This is a genomic window from Sphingomonas sp. R86520 (genome assembly GCF_042466285.1).
Taxonomy (GTDB): domain Bacteria; phylum Pseudomonadota; class Alphaproteobacteria; order Sphingomonadales; family Sphingomonadaceae; genus Sphingomonas.
The window spans coordinates 3,982,015-4,001,465 of the sequence record NZ_JAXHBZ010000001.1 but is presented as its reverse complement, the minus strand read 5'-3'; the positions used below and the strand labels follow the sequence as shown (position 1 = coordinate 4,001,465).

The following is a 19,451-nucleotide window of genomic DNA, read 5'->3' as shown; positions in this document are numbered from 1 at the left end:
GGAGCGGTGCTTGCTGAGCTTACGTGAGGCCGCGCCTTCGAGGAAGCGGCCAAAGGGCACCGCGAACTCGCTAATCGCTAAGGCTGCGGCAAAGCTTGCAGGGCCGCTAAGGCACTGGCCCGCTCGGGGGAGTCATACCCACCGCGCGCGACTGGCATCAGCGTGGCGCGCGCTGATGGTACAAGGCCACGCGCCGCAAGCTCGGTCCCGAGTGCGACGCGGGTCGTCGGCGCGTTCGGGACAGCACTCAACGCCTTGGTGAGCCCGTCGACGGCGATCGTGGGCGCCGGTTCTCCCGCATCGATGAAGCTGTGATAGTAAGCGAGTAGCGGTGCGGACGCTTCAGTGTCGGCTCGGTTGGCGCGTGCTATCGTGCCTCGCGCGTGCCGGAGCATTGCGCCACGTTCGCTGCCAGGCAATGTCTTGGCTTGTTGGGTCATCGCGACACCGCTCCACATCAGCGCATTGCTACTGCTTGGCGCGATTACCAAAGCGCGGTCTGCCGCGGCATGGCATTCCGCTCCATTGCCGCTTCGGCATTCGGCCTCCGCAAGCAGGACTTGCGCACCTTCGTCCGCTGGGAATTTGCCCGCGTCGGTGCGCAATCGCGCCAGCCAAACCTCACGCTGCTTGACGGCGGGGCCGGTTGTAACCTCGACGCGTGAACCAAGCTCAAGCCGCCCCTTCACGAACGCGGCTTCCCCAAGCGACAGCCGGTGCACGATCGGCGTACCGGCCTGTTCCGCCGGGTAGGTCATCCGCTCGAACGGTTTCTTGGCGAAGAAATAGCGGCGCAATTCTTTGGCGAGGACATCCTGGTCCCCGAATACCGCAGCCGCCTCCGCCGACGGCGTTCCGCTAGCAACCGCCCTCAGATACTCGCGGAATTGTCCGCTGCGGGTCGGCGAGAAGAACAGGAAATGCGTCAGCATCCAGGCATGCACGGGAGTCCAACGGGTCTTGTTCGCCGGCCGTGCAAGGTAAGCTTCGTTGAAGACGTCGGCCAAAGCGAAGTTTCCGAAGCGATGAAGCACCGCCGTCGTTCCCGCCGGCGCCCGGCCATATTCCATCGTCGTGTCACCGCGGACGACCAGCGTCGAGAACAGCTGGCCAAAGCCATCGAGATACCAGCGGGGATAGGCCGCGGGGAAGAAGGTAGTCAGGTAATGCTGGGCAAACCCTGCATAGATCATGCCCTCGGCGCTTAGCGGCACGGACTCCTCGTTGATCGGCGGGATCAGATCGGCACTGCTCTGCAGGCCGAACAGTCCGGATTGGCCGACCTGCCCCCCGGCCCCGCCGGGCTGATCGCCGGCCCCTGGCAATTGCAGCCCTTGCAGCGCGTTGACGACCGATACGCCCTGCTGGAGCACGACACGCTGATCGATCCGGGTCGTTGCGAGCACGGCCCCATCCGGCCGTGGGTCATAATAGCGCCGGATGTCGAACGCGTCGTTGAATGGCCCCTGCTGCCAGCGCAGGTTACGCAGGTCCATTGCCTGGAATTCAGCGGCGTCGCCGATCAGCGTCACCCGCAGCTTCGTTGTATCGTCCGTGCGATCGGTTCGATTGAGTAGCACCGACATCAGGAAATACAGGCGCTCGAGGTTGTGCGCGATCTGTGTCACTTCCCGCTCGGGGCCGTCGCTCAGGACGATGACGTGCTGGGTTTCCGCCTCGCGCCAATTGCTAGGCCGGGCACGCTGCCCCAGCACGACAATGTCGCGACCCGAGGACGGTGGCGGAGCAATCTGTGCCGTGAGCGGCGCGGATGCACACGCGAGCGCCCAAATCCCCGCCAAGAATACTATCCGCACGCGACATTCTCCCCGGCATGCGGCTCGTAGGCCGTTACCGGCACCTTCAAACCATGGATACGGTCTTGTTCAAAGTGCAAAAAGATCACTGAGAGCGTTGATTTTCGCCGTTACCGGCGGCAGCAAGCGGCGGTAAGGCATACGCGCCATCACGCCTTCCAAGCAGCACTGATCGCGCCGACCTCAATACTTTCGTACCTGACCGAAGTCAGAACCCTATAATCGCGACGGTGCCCCGCTGACGCATTGACCGCCATTCACCGGCCATCTCCCCTTTCCCAACTTCGGCCGCCCGTCGACAGCCTAGTGGTATCTCCGTCGGTGGGTGATAGGCGAACGGACGACATCGCACGGTTACGTCGAAGCTCGGCTTGCAGCATGATGTTGCTCCGCCGGAGATCGTTGAAGCCAGTATGCACCTTGTAACATAGTGGCCATTGGGTTCCACGTAGAAGATCCGTCACACGTAGGTGCCGAGGTCGTCCAAGCCCGCCGTCAGCATGAGTGCCAAGCACCGAAAAAGTCGAGCTACTTTTGTCCATGAACGAGATACCGGCCTTACATTCCCATGCTCCGGCTTCGCCCAGCAATCCCTCGACCTCGAACGGCATGCTAGTGCTGTTCAGCGCTGGAGATTTCGGGTTCAATCTCTATTGGCAGGCGATCAGTCTCTACTTGCTGTTCTTCTACATGGACGCGCTCGCCCTGCCGCCTGCCACCGCCGGGCTGATCTTCATGATCGGCGCGATCTGGGACGGCACCGCCGACTTTCTAGCGGGGGCGGCGGCGGAGCGGTTGCGGCTTTCGTATCGTCGCCTCGTCGGATGGGGCGCGTTGCCACTGGGGCTGGCGTTTGTCGCGATGTTCGGGGTACCGGCAGGGGCCGCGCACTGGGCACTGGCGACACAGCTACTGTTTCGGACACTCTACGCGTTCACCAATATTCCGTACGCGGCATGGACGACGCGCGTAGCGCCGACCAGCCGGGAGCGGTCGCTGGTGGCCGGCTGGCGGATGGGGTTCGGCTCGGCCGCCGCTGCACTGGTCGCGCTGGCCCTGCCCTGGCTGGCGGAGCGGGCGGGCAGCTACGGCGCAGCGAGCGCGCTGCTTGCCGCATTCGGCGTGCCGTTGCTCGCGATCATGGCGTGGCGCGTTCCTGAGCCAATCCCCCCTGCCCTGGTCGTCGATCGTCCCGCTATCGGCGGCGGACTGGCGACGCTCGCACGCAACCGGGCGTTCGTAGCGCTGAACATCGCCGCCGCTTTGGGTGGCGCGGCGACAGCGCTGACCTCCCAATCGGTGTTGTACTTCTTCCGCTACGTCCTGCTCGACACCGCCGGCGGACCGCGCGCGCTGGCTGGCATGGCGCTCGCCAGCCTCATCGCCGTGCCGGTCTGGACCGCGCTCGCCCGTGCCTATAGCGCGCGCGCCGCGTGGATCGGTGCCGGCGCGTTGGCGCTGGTGTTGCCGGCCGTGTTTGCGCTGATCGTTGCCCCCGGCAGCATGGGGGCAGCCGCCTTCCTGCTGGCGATGCAGGCGGCGTTTATCGGATTTGCGCTTGCCGCGTGGACGCTGCTGCCCGACGCGGTCGACTGGGACGAAGCGCGAACCGGCAAGCGGGTGGAGGCGCTGGCGTTCGGGACGTTCGCGCTGGTGCAGAAGATTGCGCTGGCGGGCGCGGGGTTTGCGATCGGCGCGGTGTATCAGGCGAACGGCTTCGTCGCCGGCGTGGCCCAGAGCGCGGACAGCCTGCGCGCCATGCGCTGGCTGATGCTCGCCGGGCCCGCGGTGCTGATCGCCGCGATGCTGGTGGCGGTGATCGCCCTCCCGCTTCGCGGCGATACGCCCCGGGGGCTCAGGCCAGCGTAAATTCCCCCGAGACGCCTTCGGCCTGCGCCGAGGGGGCGATCCACACCTGGAACCGGCCGGGCTCGACGGTTGGCTTGAGATCGCGTCCGACGAACAACAGGTCGCTCCGGCGGAGCGTGAACGCCACGACCTGCTTCTCGCCGGGTTTCAGCGCGATCTTCCGGAACGCCTTCAGTTCGCGCACCGGCCGGGTGACGCTGGCGGCAATATCGCGGATGTAGAGCTGGACCGTTTCTTCCGCCGCCCACGTGCCGGTGTTGGCGATCGTCGCGCGCACGGTCAGCGCCCCGTCGCTCGCCATGATGCCGGTACCCAGGTCGAGGCCGCCATAGCCGATCGCGCCATAGGTCAGGCCGTGGCCGAACGGGAACAGCGCGTCGTTGGCGAACTCGCGGTAGTGCGCCTTGTATTCGAGCGGTGGACCCGACGGGTTGGGCCGGCCGGTGTTCTTGTGGTCGTAATGATAGGGCTCCTGCCCGGTCGCATGCGGAAACGAGACCGGCAGGCGCGCGGACGGACCGGTCCTGCCGAACACGATGTCGGCGATCGCGAGGCCGTCCTGCGAACCGAGGAACCAGGTGACGAGGATCGCGGGGACATCGAGCACGGCGCCTTGGAGCGCGAGCGCGCGGCCGGTGCGGAGCAGGACGACGATCGGCTTGCCGGTGGCCGCGACCGCGTCGACCAGCGCCATCTGTGCGGGCGGGATGACGATATCGACGCGCGACTGTGCCTCGCCCGACATGCGCTGGCTCTCACCGATCGCGAGTACCACGATGTCGGCGGCTTGCGCTGCAGCGACGGCCGCCGCAATGCCACCGGCCAGCGGATCGTCCACGCCCGATCCGAGCGCGACGCTGACCAATGACGGATCGGCGACGGTCGCGCGGACGCCGGTCGCGAGGTCGACCGCCTCGGCATCCGTGCCGTACACGTTCCAGGCTCCGATCAGGTCATGCTGCCCGGCTGCGAACGGACCGATCAGCGCGATCCGCTTGCCTTGCCTCGGTAACGGCAGCAAGCCGCCGTCGTTCTTGAGCAGGACGATCGATTTCGCGCCGGCCTCGCGAGCGAGTGCCAAGGTCTCGCGCGTACGGATGCGGGTCTTTTCGCGGCGCGGGTCGATCCGGCGGAACGGATCGTCGAACAGCCCAAGCTGCGCTTTCAGCGCCAGCACGCGACGGACGGCTTCGTCGAGCCGGGCCATCGGCACGTCACCCGATGCGACGAGATCGGGAAGGTGTTTGAGGTAGAACCCGCTCTGCATGCTCATGTCGACGCCGGCCATGAAGGCGAGCTTGGTCGCCTCGCGCGCGTCGGCGGCAAACCCGTGGGCGATCAGTTCCTGGTCGCCGGTGTAATCGGACACGACGAGCCCGTCGAAACCCCATTCGCGGCGCAGCACGTCGGTGAGCAGCCAGCGATTGGCGGTGGCGGGGACGCCGTTGATCTCGTTGAACGACGCCATGACGGTCGGCGAGCCCGCCGCGAAGGCCGACTGAAACGGCGGGAAATACGTCCCGCGCAACGTGCGCTCCGAAATGTCGACCGAATTATAGTCGAGCCCCGCCTCGGCCGCGCCATAGGCGGCGAAATGCTTGGCGCACGACGCCACCGCATCGGGTGCCGCAAGCCCGCGCTCGCCTTGAAAGCCACGCACGCGGGCGTCCGCCATCAGGCGACCAAGCAGGACGTCCTCGCCTGCCCCCTCGACGCCGCGGCCCCAGCGCGCATCACGGGCGATGTCGACCATCGGCGCGAAGGTCCAGTCGATGCCGGATGCCGCCGCTTCCGCGCCGGCTGCACGCGCAGTGCGCCGCGCGAGCTCGGGATCGAAGCTCGCAGCCTCGGCGAGCGGAACCGGGAAGATCGTGCGCAGGCCGTGGATGACGTCGGCGGCGAAGATGAGCGGGATCTTGAGCCTGGAATCCCGCACCGCGATGGTCTGCATCCGCTGCGCCATGACCGCGCCGTTGCCGTTGAAAACGCCGCTAAGCCGCCCGGCCCTGACATCGGCGAGTTGTTCGTCGAAGCTTGCGGACCCGCTCGCCGGGTTCAGCGAGGTCGCCGCGCTGCCACCCCAAGCCGCGGACATCAGCGTCAGCTGGCCGGCCTTTTCGACCACCGTCATCCGATCGATCAACGCGTTGACCGGTGCGGGCAATGCCGCCGTACCGCCACGTGCCTGCTGTAGCAGCGCACGCGCGGGACTGGCTGCCCAGGCCGACATTGCGACCGCACTCATGATCATAGCCCGGCGTGAGATCGCCCGGTCCGAAGTCGTAGCCGCCGCCGTCATCTACTCACCCCTATCCATGCCCGTAGCGATCCCCCGAAAAGACGATCGTCGCAAGGTTCTTGATCCCTGCTTCTGGATCATGTAACCGGTTACATCAAGAACAAGATGTCGGTCGCAACCTGCAGACCGGCGCCAGAGGGGATACTGACGCTTCATGCCGCACGCTACTGTCCGTGATATCGCCCGCGAAGCCGCGGTGTCGGTGGCTACGGTGTCGCGTGCGCTGAACGGGCACAGCAATGTGCGGCCCGAAGTGCGCGAACACATCGAAAGCGTCGCAGCACGCCTCGGCTATGTTCCCCACGCCGCGGCACGCCATCTGAGTTCGGCGAAATCGGGAATGATCGGTGTCGTCGTCCCCGACCTGCACGGCGAGTTCTTCTCCGAACTGTTGCGCGGGATGGACCGCGAGGCGTCCGAGCGCGGTCTGTATTGCATGATGATGGTGATGCACGGCGATGCGCGTCGCGGCGTCGCGGCGCTGCACGCGATGCGCGGCCGGGTCGATGGGCTGGTGGTGATGGCGCCGCAGGTGTCGGCGGACGAACTGCTCGCGCACCTGCCGCGCGGCATGCCCGCGGTTCTGGTGAACTGCGCGCCGGGTCACGCCGGGCGTACCGAACTGCGGATCGACAATATTGCCGGCGCATCGGCGCTGATCGAGCATCTGATCGCCACCGGCCGCCGCCGGCTGGTCCATATCTCGGGGCCCGCGGGCAACATCGACGCCGACGAGCGACTGCGCGGCGCGCAGGACGCGTGTGCGCGTGCCGGGCTGACGCTCCGCGTGCTGCCGGGCGACTTCAAGGAGCCGTCGGGCGCGGCCGCCGCCGTGCGCCTGATCGAGGAGGGCGCCGACATCGACGCGATCTTCGCTGCCAACGACATGATGGCGATCGGCGCGATGATGACGCTCAAGCGCGCCGGCATCGTCGTCCCCGACCAGATCGCGATCGCCGGGTTCGACGACATTCCGCTCACCCGGCTGATCTCGCCGTCGCTGACATCGGCGAGCATCGACATTGCGAGCTTCGGCGCCAGCGCGGTCGCGCGGCTGGTGAACGCGATCGCGGGCGACGACGACGGCGGTTTCGAGCAGCGCGTACCGATCGTGATGGTGCGCGAATCCACCGGCGCGGCGCACCGCGAGGATCCAGCGCACGATCCTTCCAACGTTCACAACGACAAACCCGAACAATCGGGAAAAGGGGAACTACAATGACCAAGATGATGTTGCGCGCGGCGGTCGTCTCGCTGACGGCGCTGTCGAGCGGGCTGCTGTTTGCGCCGACGCCGGCAGTGGCGCAGGTCGGCCAGGCCTCGCTGCGCGGCACGATCACCGCCCCCGCCGACAATCCGGTCGTCGAGGTCACCGCGGTCGAGATTTCCACGGGCTTGCGGCGCACCGTGCCTGCTGATGCGAGCGGCGCCTACAATTTCGCCTCGCTGCGCGCAGGCACCTACCGGCTCGAGATCAAGCAGCGTAACGGTACGCGCAATTCGGACGCGCTCACGCTGCGTGTCGGTCAGGTCGCCGGGCTCGACCTCGATCTGTCGGCAGCGAGCGCGCCCGCGGCCACCGAGGGTGCCGAACCCGGTGCCACCCCAGACACCGGCGCAACCTCCAACGGCGACGAGATCGTCGTCACCGGCAATCGCATCCGGTCGCTGTCTGGCGGCCAGGTCGGCAGCGTCATCTCTTCGCGCCTGATCGAGCAACTGCCGCAGAACAACCGCAACTTCCTTGCCTTTGCCGATCTGGCGCCGGGCGTTCGCTTCATCGAGGATGCCAGCGGCGCGTCGCGGATCCAGGGCGGCGGGCAGGACAGCCGCACCGTCAACGTCTTCATCGATGGCGTCAGCCAGAAGGATTACGTCCTCAAGAACGGTATCACCGGCCAGGATTCCTCACCCGGCAACCCGTTCCCGCAGCTCGGCATCGGCGAGTATCAGGTGCTGTCGTCGAACTACAAGGCGGAGTTCGACCAGGTCAGCTCGGTCGCGATCACCGCGGTGACCAAGTCGGGCACGAACGAATTCCACGGCGAGGGGTTCTACGACTACACCAACCAGAATTTGCGCGATCGCCGGCCGAGCGAGATCTTCCCGACGACGATTCCGAAGGTCGACACCAGCAACAAGCAGTTCGGCGCCGCGCTGGGTGGCCCGATCATCAAGGACAAGGCGCACTTCTTCTTCACCTACGAAGGCAAGCGCATCTCCAGCCCGTACGACGTGCGGCCCGAGAACGGCTACCCGATCTCGTCGATCCCGACGCAGTATCAGGATAATTTCGGGACGTTCGCGCAGCAGTTCAAGGAAGACCTGTATTTCGGCAAAATCGATATCGTGCCGACCGACAACGACCTGATCGAGCTGTCGGGCAAGTATCGCAACGAATCAGGCCTGCAGAACAGTACGGGGATCAACGCCGCGAGCACCGCGACGCTGAACAAGGTCGTCGACAAGCGCGGCCTGCTGCGCTGGCAGCATACCGGCAGCACGTGGATCAACGACGCGCGCGTGTCGTATGAGGACGTAGTCTTCTCGCCGACCCCGGCGACCGATGGCATCACGCAGTTCTTCCAGGCGACGCAGCGGATCGGCAACGGTACTCAGCGCACCGACCTGCTGCGCGCGGGTGCGGGCGGCAATTTCCAGACCAAGGGCCAGAAGGGCTGGACCGTCCAGGACGATTTCACCTTCACCGGCCTGCAGGGACACACGATCAAGGTCGGCGCCAAGGCCAAATTCGTCAAGCTCAACACGCTCGAACAGAATCTGACGAACCCGCAATATACCTATGACGTCAATGCGATCCCCGGCGTCGCCTTCAACGATACGCTGCCCTACCAGCTGCAGTTCGGCGCACCGGGTGCATCGGGCAACGCCAATGTCCGGTCGAACAATTTCCAGATCGGCTTCTATGCGCAGGACGACTGGGACGTCACCAGCCACCTCACCCTGAACATCGGCCTGCGCTGGGATTACGAGCGGACACCCGCCTATCTGAAATACGTCACGTCGGCGGAGAACGTCGCGGCGGTATCCCCCGCCAACTATCCCAACCTCATCAACGCCGACTATGACATCAACGACTATATCTCGACCGGCAACAACCGGAAGGCGTTCAAGGGCGCGTGGCAGCCGCGGCTCGGCTTCACCTACCGCTTCGACGAGGCCGGACGCTTCTCGATGTTCGGTGGCTATGGCCGGTCGTACGATCGCAACCAGTTCGACTTCCTGCAGCAGGAAGCCAGCCAGGGCGCGTACCAGGTCCGCACGTTCAACTTCATCGGCAATGATTCACTCAACCCCTGCGTTCCGAGCCAGACCTGCATCGCCTGGAATCCGGTCTACCTGACCGCGGCCGGACGCCAGCAGCTGAGCGGTGCGGCGATCGGTGGCGGCCGCGAGTTCCGGTTCATGAACAACGACCTGAAGGTGCCGTATTCGGACCAGTTCAGCCTGGGACTGCGCGGTCGCTTCTCGCCGGTCGAACTCGAGATCGGCTATACCCACATCGAGAGCAAGGACGGGTTCGCCTTCCTGCTTGGCAATCGTCGTCCTGACGGGACGTTCTTCTTCAACGATCCAGCCAACCCGACCGATGTCCCGCAATCCCCGTTCTCCTACTCGCCGAACGGCTACGGCTCGATCATCCTCGGCACCAACGGCCTGAAGACCAACTCCGACGCGGTCTATTTCAAGCTGACCAAGACCTATTCGGCAGCGTCTCCGTGGAGCATCGATGCGACCTATACCTATACGCAGGCGGACGAGAACCGGCAGTTCGGCGAGACGTACTCGCTCGATTACGCACAGCTCTCGGACTATCCGACATTGCGCTCGTCGGGCGTGCCGCGTCACCGGTTCGTGATCGCGGGCAGCGTCGACACACCGATCGGCGTGACCTTCTCGACCAAGTTCCAGATCGAGTCCCCGCTCTACCTCAAGTCGTTCATCGACCGGTCCGATCCCTTCTCGCGCGAGCTGGTCGGGCGTCAGGCGGACAGCCTGGGTGACATCTGGGGTCGCCGACAGCTCGACTTCGCGTTCACCAAATACGTTCCGCTCGGCTTCATCACCGACCAGACGAAGATCCGCATGCGGCTCGATATTCTGAACGTGATGAACGACCGCAACTATGTCGATTTCAACAACAGTCCGCTTGATCCAAATTACGGTCAGCGTTCGACCTACAGCACGGGCGGCAATGCGCCGCGTACCGTCAAGCTGTCGGCGGGCTTCTCCTTCTAAACCCGGTTGGCGGGACGCGGCATAACCGCGTCCCGCCCCTACTCGCCTATCGGTAACCAAAGGACGCCATGATCGATCGCAGGCAGTTGCTGGGCCACACGTCGTTGGGCCTGGCAGGACTTATGGCCGGCTGCGCGATGCCGTCCACCACCCGGCTCGGCAACTTGAGCGGCACCGCTACGGGTACGGCGATGCCGACCGCGCTGCTCGCCGACTTGCACGAGCGGAGTTTCCGGTTCTTTTGGGAGACGACCGACCCCACGACCGGACTTGCGCCGGATCGCTGGCCAACGCCGTCGTTCGCGTCGATCGCCGCGGTCGGGTTCGCGCTCACCGCTTATCCGATCGGCGTCGTCAACGGCTGGATCACGCGCGACGCGGCACGTACGCGGACGCTTGCCACGCTAGAATTCTTTGCTGCCGCGCCGCAGGGCGACAGCAAGAGCGACGACAGCGGCTATAAGGGGCTGTTCTACCACTTCCTCGGGACGACCAAGGGCCACCGGTTCGCGCGCGCGGAACTGTCGACGATCGATACCGCGCTGCTGATCGGCGGCGTGCTGTTCGCGCAGAGCTGGTTCGACTCCGATCATCCCGGCGAGGTCCGGATCCGGGCGCTCGCGGAACAGCTTTACGCCGCGATCGACTGGAACTGGATTTTGCCGCGCCCACCGTTCATGGCGATGGGGTGGCATCCGGAAAGCGGCTTCATCGCGCATGACTGGAACATCTACAACGAAGCGATGCTGCTGTACGTGCTCGCGCTTGGATCGCCGACGCACGCGTTGCCAGCCGAAACCTGGGACGCGTGGACCGACCGCTTCGATGCGCAGTGGACCGACAAATGGGGCGAGCCGCACGTTCATTTCGCGCCGCTGTTCGTCCACCAATACAGCCATTGCTGGATCGACTTCCGTGGCATCCGCGATCGCTACATGGCAAAGAAGGGCATCGATTATTTCGAGAACAGCCGGCGTGCGGTGCGCGCGCAGCGGGCGTATGCGATCGCCAATCCGGGCGGGTGGACCGGCTATGGCCCCGACGTCTGGGGACTGACCGCGTGCGACGGGCCGGGCGATTTCACGATCGACCTCGGCGGCCGCAAGCGCGAGTTCTTCAGCTATTCCGCGCGGGGGCCGGACGATCGTGACGACGGTACTTTGGCGCCCACCGCCGCGGCGGCGTCGATTGCGTTCGAGCCCGCGCTGGCACGCCGTGCGATCGAGACGATGCACGGTCGATACGGACCGCAGATCTACGGCAAATACGGGTTCCTCGACTCGTTCAACCCGACGCTGACGGCGACCGCAGCGCCGTTGAAGCATGGCAGCATCGATCCGAAGATGGGCTGGGTCGACGGCGATTATCTCGGCATCGACCAGGGCGCGATCGTCGTTATGATGGAGAATTGGCGGACCGGGCTGGTGTGGTCAACGATGCAGCGCAACCCGCACCTCCGCCGCGGCCTGCAACGCGCGGGTTTCACGGGCGGGTGGCTGGCCTGATCGCTTGGGACCTGAGAATTGTCGCAGTCGCGCTGGCGGCTGCTCCGGCTGGTTACGCGACGCTCGTCACCATGGCGAGGAACCGCCTGCCGCCCGGCGCTGCAACACCTTAGAGACCCCGACCAAGGCATTCAAAGCCATCCTGCCGATGCCGAAGCTGGACGTTTGTTCCTCCAGCTCAGCACGCGTTTTAGGGAAAGTTCCCCTGCATTCCACAGCGGCGCTCCGACTAGCACTTTACCTTCATCCTGATACGATGCGGCGATTATCCGTCTCGACCGCCAGCCTGTCGAGCTAGAAGGAAATCGATCATGAAGCGCCTGCTCGCCGCCGCCCTGCTCGGTGCTGCCACGACCGTGCCCGCTGCCGCGCAACTCAAGCTGCCGCACCTGTTCAGCGACCACGCCGTTCTACAGCGCGATCGGCCACTCCACGTCTGGGGCTGGGCGAGTGCCGGAGCGGCTGTCGCCGTCTCGCTGCACGGCCAGCGCGTGACCGCGGTTACCGACCGGCTCGGGCGCTGGGAAGTATGGCTTAAGCCCGAAACGGCGGGCGGCCCCTATGTTCTCACCATCGACGGTGGCGCGACAGAGGGCAGGTCGCAGGTCCAGGACGTGATGCTGGGTGACGTGTGGTTCGCGTCGGGCCAATCCAACATGGAGTTCCCGCTCAAGGGCTTCGACGGCGCGCCGTTGAAGAATTCCGCCGCGGAGATCGCCGCTGCGACCAACCCGCACGTCCGACTCCTCCGCATCGAGCACAAGGCGAGCCCCGTTCCACTGCGCGACATCGACCAGACCTGGACGACGACCACGCCGGCAACCGCAACCGACTTCTCGGCGATCGGCTATTTCTTCGCGCGCGAGATCGCCGAGCGCGAGCATGTGACGGTCGGCGTGATCGACTCGACCTGGGGCGGTACGCCAGCCGACAGCTGGGTTTCGACCGATGCTTTTGCGACCGACGCCACGCTTGCCCCCGCAGTCGACGCGCGCGCGCGATTCCAGCAGGACCAGAGCGACGCCGATCTTGCCCTCGCCGCCGAGGCCCGCGAAGACGCCGTGGTCCGAGCGTCCGGCGGCAAGCCTCCCTCACACCCCTGGCACCCGCCCGAGGAGGCTTACCGGCCGTCATCGCTCTACAACGCGATGGTCGCGCCCTTCATCCGCTACGGCATCAAGGGCGTGATATGGTATCAGGGCGAGACCAACAGCAACGTCGCGCGCGCGCCCTATTACGCCGATTTGTTCCGCGGGTTGATCACCGACTGGCGGCACAATTTTGCCCAAGGGACATTCCCGTTCCTCTACGCGCAGATTTCCTCGTTCAACTCGCCCGCCGAGGAATGGGGCTTGGTTCGCGATGCGCAGCGCCGCGCCTTGGGACTGGCCAACACTGCCATGGCGGTGACGACGGACGTCGGCGATCCCAACAACGTGCACCCAAGCGACAAGCAGACGGTCGCCGCCCGGCTCGTGCTCGCCGCGCGGAGCGTCGCTTATGGCGAGCGCGTCCCCTATCAGGGGCCGCTGTTCCGCCAGGCGACCGGCGAGCCCGACGGGATGCGCATCTGGTTCGATCATGCCGAAGGTCTGACCGGCCGCGGCGCGCCTGTGGCCGGCTTCGAGATCGCCGCGGCGGACCGCAACTTTACCCCCGCGACAGCCCGTATCGACGGCGAGACTGTCGTGGTGTCCGGAACCGTGCCGCAGCCCCGCTACGTCCGCTATAACTGGAGCGGCGCCGTACCCGGCAGCCTGTACAATGCCGTGGGTCTTCCAATGTCCACCTTCACCTCCGAGGAACGCATTCAGGGGCATGTGACCTACCCCTAGGCGGATCAGCTTTCACTACCGGTCCCCTTGGCGCGCGCTGAGCAGACCGTTGCGCGCCGGGTGACCATCGAAGGCTTGGTGGGCGTTCAGTTGAATGGGCTCTGATGCCGCTATTGAGGCTGGAGTGAGGGCGTCGCGGATGCGGGCATCCGTTCCCACCTGACCGGCAGCCGATTAAGGCGTCCAGGACAGCCGTTTAGCAGCTATACCACCCTGACATGTGCGGTAGATCAAACAGGCAATGGAGAGCGCGGATGAGGGTGTGGATCGCAGGCATGGCCGTGGCCCTGATGGCGTCGATGGTATCGGCGCAGCCGGTTCAGCGCTTTCCAGGTGACGGCACCGGCGCGTTCCACACCGGTCGCTACCACAATTTGTTCGTCGAGCAACTCGGCGTCCCCGGTGACGATAGCCGAAGGAAAGTTGAGCGGGCCTTTGAACAGCTGTTCCACGGTGATGGACAGGAACAGCGCGTCTATTTCGAGACGGGCGCAAACGACAACGGGACGCTTGCTTACATCACCGACTGGGCAAACAACGACGCGCGCACCGAAGGCATGAGCTACGGCATGATGATCGCCGTTCAACTGGGCCACAAGCGCGAGTTCGATGCGCTGTGGAACTGGTCCAAGACCTACATGCTGACGACCGATCCGGGCAATCCGTCGGTCGGCTACTTCGCTTGGTCGATGGGAACCGACGGCACGCCCCGGTCGGTCGGTGCAGCCCCCGACGGTGAGGAGTATTACGCAACCGCCCTGCTGTTTGCAGCTCGCCGGTGGGGCAATGGTGCCGGCATCTACGATTACCAGAAGCAGGCCGACATCATCTTGCGTGGCATGCGCCACCATCCGGTGATGACGGCAACACCGCCTTTCCGCATCCATCCGGGCGATGCCCCCTTTGCAGAACCCGCGACGCCGTGGCCAAGCCCCAACAATAGGCGCGAGGCGGAGGAAGCCGCCAAAGCCGGCCGGACCTGGCCTCACCCCCGCCCGGCGATCGTGCCACGTCCTGTAACGGTAGGCCCTATGGTCGACGAAGAGCACGCTATGGTCCGGTTCGTTCCCGAAACAACGATTCCGGGCACCGATGCATCATACCATCTGCCAGCCTTTTACGAGCTATGGGCGCGATGGGGCCCGACCGAGGATCGCGCATTCTGGGCGCGAGCGGCAGACGTCAGCCGCGACCTGTTCCCCAAGGTTGCCGACCCTGCGACCGGGCTTGCACCCGATCGCAGCAACTTCGATCTTACGCCCGCGACGGGCTGGGACGGCAAGCCTTCGCAATTCGCCTATGACAGCTGGCGTACCGTTTCAAATTGGTCGGTCGATTATGGCTGGTGGGCCAAAGACCCGCGCCAGCGGAGTTTGAGTGATCGCATCCAGCGCTTTCTGATTGGTCAAGGGATCGACCGGTTCGCCGATCGTTACAGCCTTGATGGTAGGCCGATGTCTACGCGTCACTCCGTTGGCATGCTTGCCGCCACTGCGGTTGGCGGGCTTGCCGCAACGCCGGGCAGCAACTCGCGCGCCTTCCTCCAAGCGCTGTGGGACACACCCGTGCCCACCGGCGAGCAGCGGTATTTCGATGGCATGCTGTATCTCATGAGCATGATGCATGCCGCCGGTGAGTTCCGCATTATCCAATCCCGCGATCGACCACTGCACCACCCTTAAGCGCACCGTCTCGTCGATGAACGTTGCCGCACTGCCAGCCTTGGCAGAACGATCGCCTAAAAGAGCCGATCGATGACGTCGGTTGAGACCCAAAGACGGACGTTCCCGCCCCTCCCTCGCGTCCCAACGCCGAACGCTGCTTCATCTCCGCGATATAACCGGCTTTGAAGCCCAGCTTCCCGCGTCGGTGCCGTGTTGGAAGGAAAGCGGACTGGCGGCTTCCGGGTGGCGACGTCACGAACCAGACGTTTGGTTCCGATCAGGAGCAGATGGACAAGACGGTCTGAGGACTATCAGCCGCACAATCTCCTTACGTCCGTAGTAGGGACTCAAGACGAAAGAGACGCGCACTCTGCTGGTGGCATGAACGATCCCTTCATTTTCCTCAACAAGATGATAGCCCGGCCTAACTTCACCTGCGCCGTAAGCAAAATCCTCACTTGCAACGCTCCAGCGCTCATCGCCAGAAGACGTTTTCGATCCTTCCGCCAATCCAGAATGGAAGCTCGACAGACAGCCCTCGACTGTATGGATGTCCCCTTGTTTAACAAGCGAACGAACCTGCAACGTATCTCGCGCATCTAGAGCAAGGAGAACAATCGATAGAATGACCCATACCGGCGTGAAAAACAGCAGATTCTTGTGTATCCTCCACCTTTGGCGAGCAGCAATGGCCGTAAGCACTACGAGGACCGCACCTGCCGTCAAAAAGATCGAGTAAAAGGCAAAATCTGGCTGGATTTGATCGGGATGAGTGATCAGGTCGAAGCTGTTTGTCACGCTTCCACTTACCAACGCTGAAGGCGAAGGGCGAGACACTTAAATGTCGGCTATCGAGCAGCCGCAAGGGGCCTCTCCGCGTCCGAATATGGGCGTTCCCGCCATAGCGGATTTGCGCTGCGACGACGATGAACAACGCGGCCGTGACATCGTCAGCGGCGCGCTTCGAACCAATCGGTGGCATCCTCACCGTAAAGAAACAGGATCGCCAACGCCTCCAGGGCGAGTTGGAAAGCCGACGTTGCGATGATCGCGGTCTCATGCTGCGCCAGCGGATGGATCAGCCCTGATCCGCGCAGAAACGCAACGCTCGTCATGACACCGAGAAGCCAGCGGAAAGCTAGCGCGGTGCGAGCGGCGCGCGACGCCGAAAGGACGACCAGTAACATCAGGAACAGGGCTACCCCCAAGCCGGCCGCCCGGATCGCCTGGATCCGCATGACCAACGTCGTCATCGCCTCGGGTGCGATCGGAAAGGCGAAACTCATCGTGTGCGTGGCATAGTAAGTCAGTGCCGCCGAAAACAGCAGACTGATCGCGAACAAGACAGCGAACAACCGAACCGAGAGGGAAGTCGCCAAGTTGCCTACTCCGCACGCGTGGCTCCATGCCACGTTGGAGCGCGGTCTAGCCCCTAAGACCTTCCCAGCCTTTAACGGCTGCGTCGGGCTCGCCCTTCCGTGAAGCCATCGGACGTCATCGATGATCGAGGCGATGGACACACTTGCGATCGTTGCCGACCGGTTTGACTGTGAGGGACAAGCGGAACGTCGGCTGATTGAGCCGCTCCGGGTGTGCCCGAGGCTCCAACTCCTGAGAAGCGCGGGTGATGCAAACCCCCTCGGGCTCGCATCACCGCGATCATCTTATCGACTGGCCATCATGATCGTCGACGAGGCCGGCGTCGCGAGCATGTCGATCCGATAGCGCACGGATATGCCGACGTGGTCCGACAGCATCGCACCGTTCGCGGCGTGACCGAACGGTGCTGCGAGTGCAATCGGGCGGATCGCGACGGTCGAGGACGGACGGAACATCATCCAGTCCTTCGCACGACCGATCGAGAACGCCATGTCCGATGGCTCGGCGATCGGACACCTCGCGGTCCGGCAGGATGCGACGGCGGCCTGCAACGCGGCCCCGCCATTCAGCATGCGGACGTCGAAATGGGTCCTGCGCCGCAGATCCTGGCCGACGTTGAAATCTCCCGCGACCAGCACGGGACGGTCGCCGGCTTCGAGCGAGGCGACGAAGTTCGCGAGTAGATCGATCTGGCGACGATAGGCATAAGTCGCGCGCGGCGATCCCGCGCCCGACGCCTCGTTACTGTTCAGATGCGTATCGACCACGACGATCGGCTTGGCGATACCCGGTACCACGATCAGCGCCGCAACCGCGCCCTTGTTGGCGAGGCAATCATAGCCGGCGCAAACCGGATAGGCCAAGCGCCGCACCGCCAGGATCGGATAGTCGGAGAAGATCGCGAGGCCGCTGTCGAGATGCTTGCCAAGCCGCTCGCCGACCATGCGGCTGCCGTCGGCGACGAACCCGCCGTCGGGACGCGGCACCGTGGCGGCATCGTCCTCGCCGGGGCCGAAGACGGCATACCGATAGCCGGCCGTGCGGCCGATTGCCTTGGCGTTGTCGACGAACGCCTCCTGTAACACGACGATGCCGGGTTGATCGCCGGTGTCGCGCATCGTCCTCAACCTGGTGCCGATCGCAGCGAGATCCGCCGACCGATCGCTGGCGATCGGCCATGGCAGGCCGTGGACATTATAGGTCATCAGAGTCACATCGCGGGCTACCGGTCCGGCTACGGAGCCAGCCGTCGCAGGTGCGTGGACAGACGCGGCTGCCGCCAGGGCAACGCCGAGATACCGTATCATTATGTTGAGTTTCCCTGTCTTCTCGTTCGGTAGACGCCGCCGTTGACCGTCGTCCACAGTCGCATTTTCAGGCTCGGCAGGATTATGGCTTGAGCGGCGCGAACGAGAACAATCCGCTGCGATAGTTCATCACGACGTGCGTGGTCGTGATGCCCGCGCCTACCGCGACCATTGCTTGCGCCGCGTGCGGTTTCGCATGACCGAGCTTGGGATTGCTGGCAAAGCCGATGCCGTCGTGAAGCAGGCTGAAGCCGTGGCCGCCATCGCGCGCATGCACGACGCTGAGCGCGTAGGTGCCGGGTCTGGGGACGCGCAGGCATAGCGAGACCGCGCCGGTCGCCGGCATCGTGATAACGGAGCGCCGGAACGTCTTGCCCTGCCCGATCAGGACGTTGTCGTCGGCGAGGAAATCCCCGTCGCGTGCGGGGTAAAGTTCGGCACGCAGCACGCCGGCGCGGTCCTTCAGCCCGTCGACATCGACGATCAGCGCGGGGCCCGGTTCGTTCGGACGGCAGCGCGCTTCGACCGTTCCCAGCCGCGGGGTCGAGGGGGGCGTGACGGCGGGCGCAGTGGCAAGGGACAGGGCAAGCAGGATCACTTGGTACGCTCCATGGTGACGAGTTCGACGGCGGTCAGCGTGGCGCCGAGCAGCAGATGGGTGACGAGCCACAGCCCCGCGATCATCGTCAGGACAGCGGTCACGTCGGAGGTCCGCCCGACGGTGAACGCAACCAGCCCGGCGAACACGATGTCCTTGTTCGGCAGCAGCGGCAGTCGCGACACCAACAATCTCAGCGTCGCCAGCGCCAGCCACCAGGCAAGCGGTGCCGTGGGCATGACGGCCGCCCAGAGGAGTGCTGCGAACAGCGTCGTCGCAACGATCCGCACGAAATGGATGACCGCGATCCGCGTCAGCTCGGGCCGCGGCAGCGTCAGCAGCGTCTTGCGCATCGCCAGCGTGACGATCGAGGGGATCGCCATACTTGCCGCCGACGCGATCATCACCTTGGCGTCGGTGCCGAGATGCAGCGCCCCCAGCGACTGCCAGCTGACCAGGGCGAGCCCGAGCGTACAGACGTTGGCGACCACCGCAGACAGGATCGACACGTCCTTGATCGCGCCGAACGGCGTCCCGACCATCGTCGCGTGCTTGCGCGCCCAGCCATAGAAATACAGCTCGCCCGAATAGCCGAGCACGATCTCGTTGCTGATCCGCTTGCGCAGCAGCGCAAGAATACCGCTGGCGGGAAGTTGCCAGAGCCGCCGGTAGATTACCCATTCGCTGAACGGGGTCACCAGATAGCCGGCCGCGAAGATCGTCCAGAACAGCGGTGAGCGCGGCACCAGATGCAGCGTTGCGGCCACGTCGAGGCTGCGCAATTGCCACAGCGCCGCAATCAGGATCGCCGCGGATAGAAGGGGCGCCAGCCAGCGGGCGAGGAAGGGCTTGCGGACGACCGTCGGCGTCAAAGGCGGAAATATCTCGGCACGCGTCAGCGCAAGCGGCTGGTTCAT

The 19,451-nt window shown here is 64.8% G+C and carries 13 protein-coding genes; 6 read left to right on the top strand and 7 right to left on the bottom strand.

The window, feature by feature from the left end:
* Positions 1-77: 77 nt before the first annotated feature.
* Positions 78-1,817 (bottom strand): hypothetical protein, encoded by a 1,740-nt coding sequence (locus tag SJY41_RS18440; protein ID WP_380783667.1) that lies wholly within the window; start codon positions 1,815-1,817, stop codon positions 78-80.
* A 609-nt stretch (positions 1,818-2,426) separates the two neighbouring features.
* Between SJY41_RS18440 and SJY41_RS18435 the strand changes: the two genes are divergently transcribed.
* The gene (locus tag SJY41_RS18435) at positions 2,427-3,686 is read left to right on the top strand and encodes an MFS transporter (RefSeq protein ID WP_380783666.1); all 1,260 of its coding nucleotides are present in this window, start codon (positions 2,427-2,429) and stop codon (positions 3,684-3,686) included.
* Here the strand turns inward: SJY41_RS18435 and SJY41_RS18430 are convergent.
* Positions 3,673-5,931 carry a glycoside hydrolase family 3 N-terminal domain-containing protein gene (locus SJY41_RS18430; RefSeq protein WP_380783664.1) on the bottom strand — a complete coding sequence of 753 codons (2,259 nt, stop codon included), beginning with the start codon at positions 5,929-5,931 and terminating at the stop codon, positions 3,673-3,675. The two genes, SJY41_RS18435 and SJY41_RS18430, sit on opposite strands and share 14 nt — an antisense overlap.
* A gap of 208 nt (positions 5,932-6,139) precedes the next feature.
* On the opposite strand from SJY41_RS18430, the gene SJY41_RS18425 reads away from it, so the two are divergent.
* The 5 genes from SJY41_RS18425 (at position 6,140) to SJY41_RS18405 (ending at position 15,267) form a co-directional block, all read left to right on the top strand.
* Positions 6,140-7,207 (top strand): LacI family DNA-binding transcriptional regulator, encoded by a 1,068-nt coding sequence (locus tag SJY41_RS18425; protein ID WP_380783663.1) that lies wholly within the window; start codon positions 6,140-6,142, stop codon positions 7,205-7,207.
* The gene (locus SJY41_RS18420; RefSeq protein WP_380783662.1) at positions 7,204-10,245 is read left to right on the top strand and encodes a TonB-dependent receptor domain-containing protein; all 3,042 of its coding nucleotides are present in this window, start codon (positions 7,204-7,206) and stop codon (positions 10,243-10,245) included. Before SJY41_RS18425 ends, SJY41_RS18420 begins: the two co-directional genes overlap by 4 nt.
* 68 nt (positions 10,246-10,313) lie before the next feature.
* Positions 10,314-11,750, top strand: a complete 1,437-nt coding sequence (locus SJY41_RS18415) for a glucoamylase family protein (RefSeq protein ID WP_380783661.1) — start codon at positions 10,314-10,316, stop codon at positions 11,748-11,750.
* Positions 11,751-12,061: 311 nt separating this feature from the next.
* Entirely contained in the window at positions 12,062-13,585 is a 1,524-nt protein-coding gene (locus SJY41_RS18410) for a sialate O-acetylesterase (protein WP_380783660.1), read from the top strand.
* A gap of 275 nt (positions 13,586-13,860) precedes the next feature.
* Entirely contained in the window at positions 13,861-15,267 is a 1,407-nt protein-coding gene (locus SJY41_RS18405; RefSeq protein ID WP_380783659.1) for a glycosyl hydrolase family 8, read from the top strand.
* A 234-nt stretch (positions 15,268-15,501) separates the two neighbouring features.
* Here the strand turns inward: SJY41_RS18405 and SJY41_RS18400 are convergent, their stop codons facing one another.
* The 5 genes from SJY41_RS18400 to SJY41_RS18380 form a co-directional block, all read right to left on the bottom strand.
* The gene (locus SJY41_RS18400) at positions 15,502-16,047 is read right to left on the bottom strand and encodes a hypothetical protein (protein ID WP_380783658.1); all 546 of its coding nucleotides are present in this window, start codon (positions 16,045-16,047) and stop codon (positions 15,502-15,504) included.
* Between the two features lie 152 nt (positions 16,048-16,199).
* Entirely contained in the window at positions 16,200-16,628 is a 429-nt protein-coding gene (locus SJY41_RS18395) for a hypothetical protein (RefSeq protein ID WP_380783657.1), read from the bottom strand.
* A gap of 285 nt (positions 16,629-16,913) precedes the next feature.
* Entirely contained in the window at positions 16,914-17,834 is a 921-nt protein-coding gene (locus SJY41_RS18390; protein ID WP_380783656.1) for a sphingomyelin phosphodiesterase, read from the bottom strand.
* Positions 17,835-18,018: 184 nt separating this feature from the next.
* Positions 18,019-18,531 (bottom strand): DUF2141 domain-containing protein, encoded by a 513-nt coding sequence (locus tag SJY41_RS18385; RefSeq protein WP_380784187.1) that lies wholly within the window; start codon positions 18,529-18,531, stop codon positions 18,019-18,021.
* On the bottom strand, positions 18,531-19,451 hold the full coding sequence (locus SJY41_RS18380; RefSeq protein ID WP_380783655.1) for a hypothetical protein: 921 nt from the start codon (positions 19,449-19,451) through the stop codon (positions 18,531-18,533). Before SJY41_RS18380 ends, SJY41_RS18385 begins: the two co-directional genes overlap by 1 nt.